Source organism: Microbacterium sp. ARD31, from assembly GCF_031844425.1.
Map to the genome: position 1 here is coordinate 1 of NZ_JAUZVE010000029.1, position 14926 is coordinate 14926.

Annotated in this window: 15 protein-coding genes; 5 read left to right on the plus strand and 10 right to left on the minus strand. The window is 69.8% G+C overall.

Going from position 1 to position 14926, the window contains the following annotated elements; translation table 11 throughout:
* Positions 1–302: 302 nt before the first annotated feature.
* Positions 303–1805, minus strand: coding sequence for an IMP dehydrogenase (gene guaB / locus Q9S36_RS36455; protein ID WP_311289685.1), 1503 nt, complete (start codon positions 1803–1805; stop codon positions 303–305).
* 204 nt (positions 1806–2009) lie between these two features.
* Between guaB and Q9S36_RS36460 the strand changes: the two genes are divergently transcribed.
* The 4 genes from Q9S36_RS36460 to Q9S36_RS36475 are packed head-to-tail and all read left to right on the plus strand — an operon-like array spanning position 2010 to position 6098.
* The gene (locus tag Q9S36_RS36460) at positions 2010–3329 is read left to right on the plus strand and encodes a branched-chain amino acid ABC transporter permease (protein ID WP_253035314.1); all 1320 of its coding nucleotides are present in this window, start codon (positions 2010–2012) and stop codon (positions 3327–3329) included.
* A gap of 6 nt (positions 3330–3335) precedes the next feature.
* Positions 3336–4316, plus strand: a complete 981-nt coding sequence (locus Q9S36_RS36465; RefSeq protein WP_217528277.1) for a branched-chain amino acid ABC transporter permease — start codon at positions 3336–3338, stop codon at positions 4314–4316.
* The gene (locus Q9S36_RS36470) at positions 4306–5334 is read left to right on the plus strand and encodes an ABC transporter ATP-binding protein (RefSeq protein ID WP_253035315.1); all 1029 of its coding nucleotides are present in this window, start codon (positions 4306–4308) and stop codon (positions 5332–5334) included. The genes Q9S36_RS36465 and Q9S36_RS36470 overlap by 11 nt, the downstream gene beginning before the upstream one ends.
* Entirely contained in the window at positions 5331–6098 is a 768-nt protein-coding gene (locus tag Q9S36_RS36475; protein ID WP_253035316.1) for an ABC transporter ATP-binding protein, read from the plus strand. Before Q9S36_RS36470 ends, Q9S36_RS36475 begins: the two co-directional genes overlap by 4 nt.
* Before the next feature lie 210 nt (positions 6099–6308).
* On the opposite strand, the gene Q9S36_RS36480 is transcribed toward Q9S36_RS36475, so the two are convergent.
* From Q9S36_RS36480 to groES, 3 genes are all read right to left on the minus strand, one after another.
* Positions 6309–7670, minus strand: coding sequence for an ABC transporter substrate-binding protein (locus Q9S36_RS36480; protein WP_253035317.1), 1362 nt, complete (start codon positions 7668–7670; stop codon positions 6309–6311).
* 146 nt (positions 7671–7816) lie between these two features.
* On the minus strand, positions 7817–8755 hold the full coding sequence (rarD, locus tag Q9S36_RS36485) for an EamA family transporter RarD (RefSeq protein ID WP_311289686.1): 939 nt from the start codon (positions 8753–8755) through the stop codon (positions 7817–7819).
* Between the two features lie 131 nt (positions 8756–8886).
* Complete coding sequence (gene groES, locus Q9S36_RS36490) at positions 8887–9183, minus strand: co-chaperone GroES (protein ID WP_017203655.1); 297 nt, start codon at positions 9181–9183, stop codon at positions 8887–8889.
* Between the two features lie 170 nt (positions 9184–9353).
* Here groES and Q9S36_RS36495 point away from each other — a divergent pair, with 170 nt between their 5' ends.
* Complete coding sequence (locus tag Q9S36_RS36495; protein WP_311289687.1) at positions 9354–10553, plus strand: class I SAM-dependent methyltransferase; 1200 nt, start codon at positions 9354–9356, stop codon at positions 10551–10553.
* A gap of 1 nt (position 10554) precedes the next feature.
* Here the strand turns inward: Q9S36_RS36495 and Q9S36_RS36500 are convergent, their stop codons facing one another.
* The 6 genes from Q9S36_RS36500 to alr are packed head-to-tail and all read right to left on the minus strand — an operon-like array spanning position 10555 to position 14926.
* Entirely contained in the window at positions 10555–11043 is a 489-nt protein-coding gene (locus Q9S36_RS36500) for a hypothetical protein (RefSeq protein ID WP_311289688.1), read from the minus strand.
* Entirely contained in the window at positions 11040–12098 is a 1059-nt protein-coding gene (gene tsaD / locus Q9S36_RS36505; protein WP_311289689.1) for a tRNA (adenosine(37)-N6)-threonylcarbamoyltransferase complex transferase subunit TsaD, read from the minus strand. Before tsaD ends, Q9S36_RS36500 begins: the two co-directional genes overlap by 4 nt.
* A gap of 1 nt (position 12099) precedes the next feature.
* Entirely contained in the window at positions 12100–12597 is a 498-nt protein-coding gene (gene rimI / locus Q9S36_RS36510) for a ribosomal protein S18-alanine N-acetyltransferase (protein ID WP_064003268.1), read from the minus strand.
* A complete protein-coding gene (gene tsaB, locus Q9S36_RS36515; RefSeq protein ID WP_311289690.1) occupies positions 12594–13262 on the minus strand; it encodes a tRNA (adenosine(37)-N6)-threonylcarbamoyltransferase complex dimerization subunit type 1 TsaB in 669 nt (222 codons plus the stop codon). The genes rimI and tsaB overlap by 4 nt, the downstream gene beginning before the upstream one ends.
* Before the next feature lie 48 nt (positions 13263–13310).
* Positions 13311–13814: a tRNA (adenosine(37)-N6)-threonylcarbamoyltransferase complex ATPase subunit type 1 TsaE gene (gene tsaE, locus Q9S36_RS36520; RefSeq protein WP_396653914.1), complete on the minus strand. Its 504-nt coding sequence runs from the start codon at positions 13812–13814 to the stop codon at positions 13311–13313.
* The gene (gene alr, locus Q9S36_RS36525) at positions 13811–14926 is read right to left on the minus strand and encodes an alanine racemase (protein ID WP_311289745.1); all 1116 of its coding nucleotides are present in this window, start codon (positions 14924–14926) and stop codon (positions 13811–13813) included. The genes tsaE and alr overlap by 4 nt, the downstream gene beginning before the upstream one ends.

Here is a 14926-nt window from a genome sequence, read left to right on the forward strand (position 1 = left end):
TTCTCTACCTTAGGATGACACCCGCGAACCCGTCAAACCCGACACGCCGGTGATCTCAAGAGATCGCGGGTGTGGGAGGTGACGACTGCGGGAGCGTCCCGATGCCCCGTCCTAGACCTGCGGTCAGACCCAATCGCAGAGCGACTGTTTCTTCTTGGAGGGGGTGGTTCGCCATCTTGAGGGCGGCGGGCCTTTCGGCCTCTCGCTCTTCCCTGTGGGGCGAACAAGTAATAAGTTACGCGGGGTTCGGGGACTGGGCAAATCAGCCCCGCATCCCGGGCGTGTCGGGCTCGCAGACCCGCTCAGCGCTTGTAGTTCGGCGCCTCGACAACGATCTGGACGTCGTGCGGGTGGGACTCCTTCAGACCGGCCGAGGTGATGCGCACGAACTTGCCGCGCGCCTTCAGCTCCTCGATCGTGCGGGCGCCCACGTAGAACATCGACTGGCGGAGCCCGCCGACGAGCTGATACGCCACGGCCGAGACCGGACCGCGGTACGCGACCTGCCCCTCGATGCCTTCGGGGATCAGCTTGTCGTCGCTCGGCACGTCCGCCTGGAAGTACCGGTCCTTCGAGTAGGAGGTCTTCTTGCCGCGCGTCTGCAGCGCACCGAGCGAACCCATCCCCCGGTAGAGCTTGAACTGCTTGCCGCCCTGGAAGACGACCTCCCCCGGGGACTCGTCGGTACCCGCCAGCAGGGAACCGAGCATGACCGTGTCCGCACCGGCGACGAGCGCCTTCGCGATGTCTCCCGAGTACTGCAGACCACCGTCGGCGATGATCGGCACGCCGGCCTCGCGCGCCGCGAGCGACGCCTCGTAGATGGCGGTCACCTGCGGCACACCCACGCCGGCGACGACGCGGGTCGTGCAGATCGACCCCGGCCCGACGCCGACCTTGACGGCATCCACTCCGGCGTCGATCAACGCCTGCGCGCCTTCGCGGGTCGCGACGTTGCCGCCGATCACGTCGATGTGGGCGAACGAGGCGTCGGCCTTGATCCGCTTGACCATGTCGATGACTCCGGCGGACTGGCCGTTGGCCGTGTCCACCACGATGACATCGACCCCGGCATCCCGCAGCGCCTCGGCGCGCTCCCAGGCGTCGCCGAAGAACCCGATTGCTGCGCCGACCCGCAGCCGGCCCTGATCGTCCTTCGTGGCGAGCGGGTACTTCTCGCTCTTGTCGAAGTCCTTGATGGTGATGAGCCCGGCAAGCTTTCCCTCGTCATCGATGAGGGGGAGCTTCTCGACGCGGTGGTGGGCGAAGAGCGCGATGACCTCGTTCGCCCCGATGCCGACCTTGCCGGTGACGAGGTTCTCGCTCGTCATGACGTCGCGCACCTTCGTCGTCTGGCGCTCGAAGCCCGAGACGAAACGCATGTCGCGGTTGGTGACGATGCCGACGAGGTGCCCCTCGTCATCCACCACGGGGAGGCCCGAGATGCGGTACTGCCCGCAGAGCGCGTCCACCTCTTCGATGGTCGCGTCGGGGGTCGTCGTGATCGGGTCGGTGATCATGCCCGACTCGCTGCGCTTCACGCGGTCGACCATGGATGCCTGGTCGGCGATCGACAGGTTGCGGTGGATGATGCCGATGCCACCCTCGCGCGCGATGGCGATCGCGAGGCGCGACTCGGTGACGGTGTCCATCGCGGCGGAGAGGAGAGGAGTCGCGACGGTGATGCGTCGCGTGACCCGGGAGGAGGTGTCGGCCTCGGACGGGATGACGTCCGTGTGACCGGGCAGGAGCAGGACGTCGTCGTACGTCAGTCCCACGAATCCGAACGGGTCGTTGTGCTCCATGTGCTCTCCTGCATCGAACGGCTTGTCTGAATTCTAAGGCGCGGGGCGCTGCTTTCATTCCCTCCGCCCGAGATAAGGGCAAGAGGCGGAGTGTCGATGGTTGCGGCAGGGAAACACAGCGGCAACAATCGCTGGATACGGTCGTGTGGCGCCGGGGGCACCCGTACCTCTGCGCGCTGACCATGCTTCAACCAGGAGGTGTCGGTGACGACCACCCGCTCTGTGCGCGCCCGCAATCGATGGCGACGCGCACTCGTAGCCCTCATCGCCGGAGTCTTCTCCGGCGCCCTGCTGTTCGGCCTCGCGAATCCCGCGATGGCCGGCACCCAGGATCCGGAGGATTTCCCTTTCGCCGTCCAAGGCAACGTCCGGGCCGCTGGTGAGCCCGTCGAAGGTGCCACGGTCGTCGTGACGGGCGGTGAATACACGGGTGAGGCGGAGACCGCAGCGAACGGATCGTGGCGCGTGCCCGTCCCCACGAAGGACGTGCCCTACACGGTCGAGCTCGTCGAGGACTCGCTTCCGGACGGCGTGAGCGCGCCCGACGGCTTCGCGTTCACGCAAGAGGTGGAGTTCGGCGCGACGAGCAACGTGACGCGCAACTTCACGCTGGGAGCGGCGGAACGGACGACGACGTCCTTCTTCGACCAGTTCCTGTCTCGAGCCGTGAACGGGCTCAACTTCGGTCTCATGCTCGCCCTCGCCGCGATCGGCGCCTCCCTCGTCTTCGGCACGACCGGTCTGTCGAACTTCGCGCACGGCGAGATGGTGACCTTCGGCGCACTGGCAGCGCTCTTCTTCTCCGTAGCCGTGGACATGCCGATCTGGATCGCGATCCCGCTCGCGGTGATCGTTTCGGGGCTGTTCGGATTCGGGATGGATGCCGGCCTGTGGCGGCCATTGCGACGAAAGGGCATCGGCACGGTCCAGCTCATGATCGTCTCGATCGGCCTGTCGCTGGCGCTGCGCTACGTCTTCCAGATGTTCGTCGGCGGTGGGACGGTCAATCTGCCGGGCGGAGCATCCGCAACGATCCCGGGGCTCGGCCCGATCCGGCTGACGGTGACCGACCTGATCAGCATGGGCGTCTCCATCGTCGTCATCGTGGCATTCGCCTTCTGGCTCATGCGCACCCGCATCGGTCGCGCGACGCGCGCCGTCTCCGACAATCCGTCCTTGGCAGCGGCAAGCGGCATCGACGTCGACAACGTCGTCCGCATCGTCTGGATCATGGCCGCTGCGCTCGCGGGACTGTCGGGCGTCCTGTGGGCTTACTTCCGCCCGGGGATCAAGTGGGACATGGGCACGAGCATCCTGCTCCTGGTCTTCGCCGCCATCACGCTGGGCGGTCTCGGCACCGCCTTCGGCGCGCTCGTGGGCGCGATCATCGTCGGCCTGCTCGTCGAGGTCTCGACGCTGTGGATCCCGTCTGATTTGAAGTACGTCGGCGCGCTCGTCGTGCTCATCGTCATCCTTCTGTTCCGTCCGCAGGGTCTCCTCGGGCGCCGAGAGCGAATCGGATAACGCCTCATGGACTTCCTCCAGATCCTCAGCAACACCGCGGCGCAGATTTTGTCGCCGGTCACCCTCGGCTTCGTTCTCGCGGCGATCGGTCTCTCCGTTCATTTCGGCTTCGCCGGCCTGCTCAACATGGGCGTCGCGGGCTTCATGGCCGTCGGCGCTTACGGCTTCGCGATCTCGACACTCACCTTCGGCCTTCCCTGGGCGGTGGCCGCCCTGATCGGCTTGGTCGGTGCGGTGCTGTTCTCCCTGGTCATGGGCATCCCGACTCTGCGTCTGCGAGGGGACTACCTGGCCATCGTCACGATCGCTGCGGCGGAGGTGGTGCGTCTGCTCTTCCTGACGTCCTCCTACCGCGAGGTGACGGGTTCGGCGGACGGCCTCTCGGGCTTCCAGCGCGACTTCCGCGCGAGCAATCCGCTGCCGCCGGGCCGCTACGGCTTCGGACCGTGGACGTATCAGTCCGACCAGTGGTGGGTCATCATCGTCGGCATCGTCGTCATCGCGGTCGTCGTCGCCTTCGTCTGGCTGCTGATGCGGAGTCCCTGGGGACGTGTCATTCGCGGGATCCGCGAAGACGAGGACGCCGTGCGCTCGTTGGGGAAGAACGTGTTCGCCTTCAAGATGCAGGCGCTCATCGTGGGCGGCGTGATCATCGCGGCCGGCGGAATCGTGACGGCGATGGGTACCAACGTGAACCCGAACGTGTACGTGACGTCGCAGACGTTCTACGTCTGGACGGCCCTGCTGCTCGGCGGCGCCGCCACGATCTTCGGCCCCGTGCTCGGAGCGGTGCTCTTCTGGGTCGTCCGCGCATTCCTGTCCAACCTCCTCCCCGCGCTCGTGAAGATCGGCTGGCTGCCCTTCCTCACCGCGGAGCAGAGCCAGATGCTCGTGTTCGTCCTGGTGGGTGTCGCCCTCATGCTGCTGGTCATCTTCCGACCGCAGGGCATCCTCGGAAGCAAGAAGGAGCTGACCTTTGTCCGCTGACGTCGCGCCCCCCGCTCCCCGTCCCAAGGCCACCGGCCTGCACAAGGGCGAGATCCGCCCCGGTGTGGAGAAGGTCGACCCGATCATCGTCGCCGACGGTGTCAAGCGAGTCTTCGGCGGCTTGACCGCCGTCGACGTCGACCACCTCGAGATCCCGCGGAATGCCATCACCGCGCTCATCGGCCCGAACGGTGCCGGCAAGACCACCTTGTTCAACCTGCTGACCGGGTTCGACAAGCCCAACGAGGGCACCTGGTCCTTCGACGGCCAGAACCTCGCCGGCATCCCGGCGTTCAAGGCCGCCCGGATGGGCCAGGTGCGCACCTTCCAGCTGACGAAGTCGCTGGGACTGCTCACGGTGCTCGAGAACATGAAGCTCGGGGCGCCCGGTCAGGGTGGCGAGACCATCTGGCGCGGCATCCTGCCGTTCCTCTGGCGCAAGCAGGAAGCAGCGATCGAGGACAAGGCCCGCGGCCTGCTCGCCCGGTTCAAGCTCGACGCCAAGGAGAAGGACTTCGCAGCGTCGCTTTCTGGCGGTCAGCGCAAACTCCTCGAGATGGCGCGCGCCCTGATGAGCGACCCGACGCTGGTCATGCTCGACGAGCCGATGGCCGGCGTCAACCCGGCGCTCACGCAGTCCCTCCTCGACCACATCCTGGATCTCAAGGACCTCGGGATGACGGTGCTCTTCGTCGAGCACGACATGCACATGGTCCGTCACATCGCCGACTGGGTCGTCGTGATGGCCGAGGGGAAGGTCGTCGCCGAGGGGCCGCCCGACACCGTCATGAAGGAGCAGGCCGTCATCGACGCCTACCTCGGGGCCCACCAGGACGTCGATCTCGGCGTCGTCACGGGCCGCTACGAGGGCGAGCTGACCACCGAAGCTCAGGAACTGATCAAGGAGCAGCACAAGCTGCAGGACACCGTCGAGGCGGATGCCACGACGCGCGCCGCGGAGGATTCGTCGGCACCCGGCACTCCGGGCTCGACGCGCGGAACGGAGGAGACCAAGTGAGCGACACCGCCGCATCCCCCGCGGGCGCGACTGCGACCGCACCTGCTCAGAACGTCGTCGAACTGCGGGATGTGCACGCCGGCTATCTGCCGGGCGTCAACATCCTCAACGGCGCCAATCTGACGGCCGCGAAGGGCGAGCTCATCGGGATCATCGGCCCCAACGGCGCCGGCAAGTCGACGATGCTCAAGGCGATCTTCGGACAGGTGAAGGTCCGCTCCGGTGCCGTCGTGCTCAATGGCGAGGAGATCACGGGCCTGCGGGCGAACAAGCTGGTGGCGAAGGGCGTCGGGTTCGTCCCGCAGACGAACAACGTCTTCCCGAGCCTGTCGATCGCTGAGAACCTGCAGATGGGTGCGTATCAGCGGCCGAAGGTCGTCAACGAACGCATCGACTTCGTGACGTCGATCTTCCCCGACCTCGCCAAGCGTCTGCAGCAACGGGCCGGTTCGCTCTCGGGCGGCGAGCGGCAGATGGTCGCCATGGGTCGCGCACTGATGATGGACCCCTACGTCCTCCTGCTGGACGAGCCGTCGGCCGGTCTGTCGCCGTCCCGCCAGGACGAGGCGTTCCTCCGCGTCTCGGAGATCAACAAAGCCGGCGTGACGACCATCATGGTCGAGCAGAACGCGCGCCGGTGCCTGCAGATCTGCGACCGGGGCTACGTCCTCGATCAGGGCCGTGACGCCTACACGGGCACCGGCCGCGAGCTGCTCAACGATCCGAAGGTCATCGGCCTCTACCTGGGGACGCTCGGCACCTGACCTCCCGAAGGACCCTTCGACGCCCCCGCCTTTCGGTCGGGGGCGTCGTCATGTGCGCACGGAATGCCGCCGGCGGACGTCGTCGACGGGCGGCATCCGCTCCCCTGTCGCGATGCGCCAAGCACCGGCCCGTCGCTGCAGGTGACGGCGCGTCGGGTGCACAGAGAACGGCCCCGGTCCGAGGACCGGGGCCGTTCTGTGATCGTCGAATCAGCCGACGTTGAGGAACGAGTAGTTGTTGTCCTCGCCGTACTGGAAGACACCGATGGATGCCTCCGTCGGGTCGCCCACCTCGTTGAAGGTGATGGGGCCCGAGACACCGTCGTAGTCGGCGACCTCACCGGCGTTGATGATGTCGGCGCACTCCGCATAGGTGGTGCACTTCGTGCCGTCACCCGAGCCGCCGGACACCTGCTGCAAGTGCGCAGCGACGTCCGGGCCCTCGCTGGAGCCGGCCTCGAGGGCAGCGAGTGCGAGGAGGATGACCGCGTCGTAGGACTCGGGACCGTAGGTGTAGTCCTTGAGCTCCTCGTTGCCCTCGCCCGTCCAGAACGCGTTGAGATCCTCGCGGAACGTGGCGATGCTGTCGGGGTCGACGGCGGGGTAGGTTCCCTTGGCGCCCGTCAGGGTGCCGGCCTCGAATTCGTCGCCGAAGTTCGAGAGGTTGCCGTCCACGAGGTACATCTTGTCCTTCGGGAAGTCGGCACCCACGAGCTCGGGGATGATCGTCTTCACCTCTTCGAACGTGATCAGCGCGATGGCGTCGGGGTCAGCCGCGAGGACGTCCTCGACCTGAGCCGAGAAGTTGGTGTCACCCGTGTTGTACAGCGACGCGGAGACCACCTCGCCGCCGGCGTTCTCGAAGGCGGCCTTCGTGAAGCAGGCGAGACCCGTTCCGTACGAGTCGTTGAGGATGATCATGCCGAGCGTCTCGGCGCCGTCGCCCGCGATGAGGTTGCCGAGCACCTCGCCCTGCAGGACGTCGGAAGGAGCGGTGCGCCAGTAGAGACCCTTGTCCTCGTAACCCGTGAAGGCGGCCGAGGTGTTGGCGGGCGAGAACTGGATCGCGTCGGCGGCGATGACCTGATCGATGAACTGCAGCGACGTGCCGGAGGACGCCGCGCCGATGATCGCCGTGGCGCCCGCGTTCAGCAGACGGGGGATCTCGGTCTCGTAGGCCTTGTTGTCGGTGTCGCCCGAGTCGCCCTGGACGAGGTTGATGGTCACACCCTTCGCCGCTTCGTTGACCTCAGCGGCAGCGAATTCAGTGCCGGCGATCTCAGGCGGGCCGAGGAAGGCGAGGTTTCCGGTGACAGGCAACGCGGTGCCGATGGTGAACTCGAGGTCGGTGGCGGGGCCCTCCGACGTGGAGGTGTACTCCGGGGTGTACGAGGCCGGTTCGGCCTCGTCGCAGTTGACCGGGAACTCGAAACCGGCCGGCTCGTTGGACGCGCCGCCGGACGCTGTGGGGGTCGAGGATCCGGCGCAGCCGGCCAGGACCAATGCGCTCGCGCCGACCAGGGCGATGGCGCCCATGACCTTTGCGGAACGCGAACGGGAGAGAACGCTCATTGTGCTCCTTGCTGTGGTGACACGGGTCAGTTCGGGACCAGCCCGGTGTGATCAACCTAGCGGCGCGCTCGTCTCCCCAATGTTGCCGTTCGTTAACGATGTGTAACGAGGTGGGCACGCTCCCATAACGGTCTCGGAAAGCGCGGTCAGACGGGGTCGGGCACCAGCGCTTCGGCGCGGGTCCGGTTGCGCCGGGACGACAGGAGCGAGTCCACCGTGAAGACCGCGACGGCGACCCAGACGAGGCCGAATCCGATCCAGCGCTCGAAGGGCATCGGCTCGCCGAGGATGAGCACCCCGGTGAGGAACTGCATGATCGGCGCGATGAACTGCAGGATGCCGACCACGGTCAGCGTGGTGCGGCGGGCGCCGGCGGAGAAGAACAGGAGTGGGACGGCGGTGACGGCCCCCGCCAGCAGGAGCAGGACGGTGTGCCCGGTCCCCTCGCGGCCCATCGTCAGTCCGGAGGTGACGCCGACGAGGACGAGCTGGAGGACGGCGATCGGCACGAGCCAGAAGGACTCGAGGGTGAGGCCGCTCACGGCATCCACCGACGGTCCGATCTTCTTCTTGACGAGACCATACGTGGCGAAGCTCGCCGCGAGGGTGAGCGCGATCCAGGGCACGCGGCCGACCGCGACGATGATCACGACGACCGCGACGCCCGCGATGCCGACCGCGACCCACTGCGCGGTGCGCAGACGTTCCTTCAGCACGATGACGCCGAGGAGCACGGTCGCGATCGGGTTGATGAAGTAGCCGAGGCTCGTCTCGACGACGTGACCGGTCAGAGTCCCGATGAGGAAGACCTGCCAGTTGACGTAGATGAGCAGGCCCGCCAGGAGCGTCCAGAGCATGAGGCGACGATCGCGCAGGATGACCCGCATCCGCCCCCAGCCGCGGGTGATCGCGAGCAGCGCGATGCAGAAGACGAGGCTCAGCAGGATGCGCCAGCCGACGACCTCCCACGGGGTCGTCGGATCGAGGCTGACGAAGTAGAGCGGCAGGAAACCCCACAGGAGGTAGGCCGAGAAGACGAAGACGCCCCCGAGGGACTTCTCGCGCGCGGCCTGCTCCGGTGTCATGAGCACAAGCCTACGACGGTCATGACAGCGGGCGCGTCATCCGCACTGCCGTCGATCGCCCGGATCCTGCCATCAACGGGACAGGGCCCGGATGCCGAAGCATCCGGGCCCTGCGCTGCAGTCGCTGCGTGTCAGCGGACGACGACCGCCAGGACGTCGCGAGCCGACAGGACGAGGAACTCGTCGGCGCCGAACTTGACCTCGGTGCCGCCGTACTTGCTGTACAGGACGCGGTCGCCGACGGCGACGTCGAGCGGAACGCGGTTGCCGTTGTCGTCGATGCGGCCGGGGCCCACGGCCACGACCTCGCCCTCCTGGGGCTTCTCCTTGGCGGTGTCAGGGATGACCAGGCCACTTGCGGTGGTCTGCTCGGCCTCGACCTGCTTGATGACGATGCGGTCTTCGAGCGGCTTGATGGAAACCGACACGGTCTACCTCTTTCTTGCTGGTGGGGTCCTGCTACAAGACTCATCAGCACTCGCTTACCGAGAGTGCTAACAAAAGTCTAGAGCGCGGTTGGCACTCATGCAACGCGAGTGCCAACACGATGACGGATGCCGCGACGCGCCATCCGACCGGGGAGACCTAGGCTGGCCGGATGGACAAGGCCGAGCTCACCGCCCTCCTGACCCCCCAGGGACTGCGGATGATCGACGAGGTCGGACCCCTGGCATCCACCGCCGAGGTCGCGGCGGCCGTCTCGCGGCTGCGTGCCGCCGGCCACTCCCCCGATCTCGTGTCGGCCGTCGTCGGTCAGGCGCACCTGCGGGTGCGTGCCGAGGGCAAGTTCGGTCCGTTCGCCGAGCGCATGCTGTTCACCCGCGCGGGACTCGAGCAGGCGACCCGCCTCGAGGTCGCCGCCCGGCACGCCGGACGGTTCCGGGCCGCGGGGATCACCCGCGTCGCCGACCTCGGATGCGGCATCGGCGGCGACGCCCTGGGACTCGCGGGCATCGGCCTCGACGTGCTCGCGGTCGACGCCGACGAGACGACCGCCGCCCTCGCCGCCTACAACCTCGCGCCGTTCGGCGACGCGGTCACCGTGCGGCAGGGCCTCGCCGAGGAGACCGACCTGGACGGCTGGGACGCGGTCTGGCTCGACCCCGCCCGCCGGACCGCGGGGCACAGCGAGACCAGCCGCACCCGGCCCGAGGACTGGTCACCCTCGCTCGACTGGGCGTTCGCCCTCGCAGAGCGGATGCCGGTGGGCATCAAACTCGGACCGAGCCTCGATCGCAGCCTGCTCCCCGACGACGTCGAGGCGCAGTGGATCAGCGTCGACGGTGCGACCGTCGAGCTCGTCCTGTGGTCGGGCGCGCTACGTCGCGACGGTGTGGCCCGCTCGGCGCTCGTGATGCGGGGCGGGGCCGCGGCGGAACTGACGGCGGCCGCCGACGCGCCCGACGAGCCGGTCCGCGAACTCGGCACCTTCCTCCACGAGCCCGAGGGCGCCGTCATCCGCGCGCGCCTGATCGGCGAGGTCGCCCGGGACCTGCAGGCGGGGATGGTGGCCGAGGGCATCGCCTACCTGACCTCGGATGCCGCCCTGACGAACCCGTTCGTGCAGTCGTTCCGCGTGCGGGAGGTCCTGCCGATGAAGGTGCCCGCGATCAACGCCGCCCTTCGCGAGAGGGGCGTCGGCACCGTCGAGATCAAGAAGCGCGGCGTCGACGTCGACCCGGCGCAGTTCCGGCGCAAGCTCACGCTGCGCGGCGACGCCTCAGCGACGGTGATCCTCACGAGGGTCGGCGAGGGGCGGGACGCGAAGCGGGTCGCTGTGCTCGCGGAGCGCGTCTGAGTCAGCCGGACAGGGCGCCCTGCGAGGCCGCCCACCACAGCCATCCGGCGCTGTAGGCGAGCGAGGCGATGCTCAGGCCGAGACCCCAGAACGCGGTCTCGCGCTTCTCCCACGGGCGTCGCAGCGCGAGGACCGCGAGGACGACGCCGATCACGCCGACCGGGAACCCCCAGCCGACGAAGCAGGCCAGCACGAGCGCGAGCGACCCGAACAGCAGCGACCAGCCGGCGCTGCGCGGCAGCACCGGCGCCGGGGGGATCCAGCGGACGTCCGGGGCGGCGGCCTCGGCGGGATCCGGGTGCACCGCGAGTGGCGGCGCGACGGGCAGCGGCTGCGTGAGCTCCCGACGGAAACCGCCCCGGTGCGCGCCGGGGAGCGCGGTGTCCGTCGGCGCGAGGACGACGTCGGGGGATGCCGCCTCGACGGCGGGGGCGGCGGGGGGCTCGTCCGCGGCAGGTGCGGCGGGCGGCGGCATCCGCTCGTCGCTCATGACGAGGGCTCCACCTGGATCGTCGTGACGGGCAGGGTCGAGTCGGCGCCGAACGCGAGGGTCGAGGCGGGGCGACCGCTCATGATGAGCTCGGACGCCAGCGCCGCGATCATCGCCCCGTTGTCGGTGCAGAGCGAGAGGGGCGGGATGCGGACGGCCACCCCCGCGGCCTGCGCACGCTCGAGCGCGACGTCGCGCAGGCGCTTGTTCGCGATCACGCCGCCACCCAGCAGCAGGCGGGGCACGTCGTGACGCGCGCAGGCGTCGAGCGCCTTCGTCACGAGAACGTCGACGACCGCTTCGCGGAAGGATGCCGCCACGTCGGGCACCGAGACGGGCTCACCGGCCGCCTCGCGCTGCTCGACCCAGCGCGCGACGGCGGTCTTGAGCCCCGAGAACGAAAAGTCGTAGCGGTGCTCGGCCATGTCGGACGCACGCGACATACCGCGCGGGAACCGGATCGCCTGCGGGTCGCCCGTCGCGGCAGCCTTGTCGATCTCGGGGCCGCCGGGATAGGGCAGACCGAGGATGCGGGCGATCTTGTCGAACGCCTCGCCGGCGGCGTCGTCCATCGTCTCGCCGAGCAGCTCGACGTCGGAGACGAGGTCGCGGACGAGGAGCAACGAGGTGTGCCCGCCGCTCACGAGGAGCGCGACGGTCGGGTACTCGACCTCGTCACCGGTGAGGATGTCGGCGGCGATGTGCCCCACGAGGTGGTTCACGGCGTACAGCGGTTTGTCGAGGCTGACGGCGAGCGCCTTCGCGGCGCCCACGCCGACCATGAGGGCGCCGGCGAGACCCGGCCCGCTCGTGACGGCGACGGCATCGAGGTCGCTCAGCGACACCTGCGCCTCGGCGAGCGCCGCCTCGATCGCCGGCTGCAGCGCCTCGAGGTGGGCGCGCGCGGCGACCTCGGGCACGACGCCGCCGTAGCGGGCGTGCTCGTCCATCGAGCTCGCGATCGTGTTCGAGAGCAGGGTGCGTCCCCGGACGATGCCGATGCCGGTCTCGTCGCAGCTCGTCTCGATGCCGAGCACCAGGGGTTCGTGCGTCATCTCAGCACCATCCTTCGGCGGCGGTCGGCGCCGCGGTGCGACGGGCGTCCCAGGCGACGAGGTTCAGCTGCATGACGATCGCGTCGACGTCGTCGGGCTGGTAGTAGCGCGGCCGGCGGCCCACCTCGGCGAACCCTTCGGACAGGTAGAGCGCGGCGGCTCCGGGATTGTCGGCGCGCACCTCGAGGAACACCTCGCGCGCGCCGCGGGACCGGGCCGTCGCGAGCAGTTCGCGCAGCAGCGCGCGGCCCCGGCCGTGACCCCGCGCGTCGGCGGCGATGGCGATCGTCTGGATGTCGGCATCCGCTGCGCCCTGCACGGCGCGCACACCGCCGTACCCGACGACGCGGCCGGCCTCGACGTCGACGACGTACCGGCCGTGAGGCGAGGCGAGCTCGCCCGCCATGAGGGCGTCGCTCCACGCGTCGGTCGGGAAGGACGCGCGCTCGAGGCGCATGATGTCGTCGAGGTCCGCGGCGGTCGCGGTGCGGAGGGTCACGAGCCGACCTTCTTGCGAGCGCCGGGGAGGGTGACGTCGGGGGCGCGCAGGTAGAGCGGCTCGCCGAGGGACTCGACCCGGCCCGCCGCGACCGCGCGCGCCGCGACGAGCGCGACCATCGCGCCCGGGATCGCCGTCACGTCCCGGCGCTCGGCGCCGTGCGCGGCGAGTGCGTCGTCGACGGCGTCGCGCGGGGTCAGGGTGGCCTCGGTCGCGCGCCGCGGGAGTCCGTCGTCGTCGATGCCGTCGTAGACGGTGTACGCGAACTCGCGGCGGCGGGCGTCGGTGACGACCGCGAACCGCGGCAGCTCGGCGAACGGGTCGGCGAGCAGCACCGCGAGAGCGGCCGCGTCGTGGCTGCGGACGGGGACGACCGGGATGCCGCGGCCCAGCGCGAATGCGCGCGCCGCCGCGATCCCGACCCGCAGCCCCGTGAACGGCCCGGGACCCATGCCCGCGGCCACGTGGGTCAGGGCGACGGGCTGCGGAGTGCCGGTCGCGCCGATGGGGCCGTGCGCGGCATCCGTCATCACCTGCTGCAGCAGGGAGCCGATGATCTCGGCGTGCCCGAGCGGGTCGGCACTGGCGACCTCCGCGCGCACCGCACCGTCGACATCGGTGACGGCGACGGCCGTGCCGAGGGACGTGTCGATGCCGAGGATCACAGGATCAAGGGTATCGGGAGGACGGATGCCGCGACGCGGCCGCCGCGGTCAGGGACGTCGCGTGACGGTGACGATGCGCGGTGCGGCGTCTTCGAGCTCGGCGGCGTAGGGGCCGGTCGTGCCGCAGGCGTTGTCGACGCCCGTGCCGCTCCAGCCGCGCTCGATCTCGAGCTCCCACCACGTGTCGACGAGGCCGTCGACCATGCCGCGCCCCCACTCGACGATGGTGACCGACCGGTAGGGGTCGAGGCCCAGGTCGTCGAGCTCGGCCGGGGAACCGAGCCGGTAGGCGTCGACGTGCACGAGCGCCGGGCCGCCGACCTCGGACGGGTGGGTGCGGGCGATCACGAACGTGGGGCTTTGCACGGGACCGCGGACCCCGAGGCCCGCGCCGATGCCGCGGGTGAGGGTCGTCTTGCCGGCACCGAGGGGACCCGTGAGGACGAGCAGGTCGCCGGCGCGCAGGGCGCCGCCCAGCTCGCGGCCGAGCCGCTCCATGTCCTCGGGCGAGGCGACCTCTCGGCGCCCCTCGAAGTGCTCCATCCCGGTCACGACCGCACCTCCCGTCGCGGCACGCGCGGGCCGATGCGCGTGACGATCTCGTAGTTGATGGTGTCGGCGGCGTCGGCCCAGTCGGTCGCGGCGGGCACGCCCGTCGCCGGGTCGCCGAAGAGCACCGCCTCGTCGCCCACTGCGACCGGCGCGTCGCCGACGTCGACGACGAACTGGTCCATCGCGATGCGTCCGGCGACGGGGAACGTGCGCCCGCCGATCGAGACGGGGCCGGCTCCCGAGGCCGCGCGCGGAACACCGTCGGCGTAGCCCATCGAGATCAGCGCGAGCGTCGACTCGCTGGCCGTGCGGTGCAGGTAGCCGTAGGAGACCCCCTGCCCCGCGGGCACGCGGCGGACAGCGGCGACCGCAGCCCGGAGCGTCATCGCGGGGCGCAGCCCGAGGTCGGCGGACGACCGGTCGGCGAACGGCGACAGCCCGTAGATCGCGACGCCGAGACGGACGCAGCCCAGGCGGGCCTCGGGCAGGTCGAGGGCGGCGTGGGATGCCGCGATGTGCCGCAACGGCGGACGGAGACCCGCCGCTTCGGCCGCCGCCTGGGCGACCGTGAAGCGCGACAGCGCCGTGCGGTCGTCGGCGGCGGACGTGTTGGAGAGGTGACTGAACAGGCCCAGGACCCGGATGAAACCGGCCTCCTCGAGGGCCGCCGCCTCGGCGAACACCGCGCCGTAGTCGGCGGGGGCGATGCCGTTCCGGCCGAGGCCCGTCTCGACCTTGAGCTGCACCGTGACGGGCCGCTCCCGCGACCCGGCCGCCGCGGCGGCGCGGACCTGCTCGAGGCTCGACACGCCGAGCTCGATGCGGGCGGCGGCGGCCTCGGCGAAATCCGCGCCCGGGGCGTGCAACCAGGCGAGCACGGGGGCGTCGATGCCCGCGGCGCGCAGCTCGAGCGCCTCGCCGACATCGGCGACCGCCAGGCGCGCCGCACCGCCGGCGAGGGCCGCACGCGCCGAGCGGACGGCTCCGTGACCGTACCCGTCGGCCTTCACGACGGCGATGACCTCCGACGCGGTCACCCGCGCGAGGTGCCGTACGTTGTGCTCGATCGCGCCGACGTCGATGACCGCTTCCCGCGCGACGCCCTCCGGCAT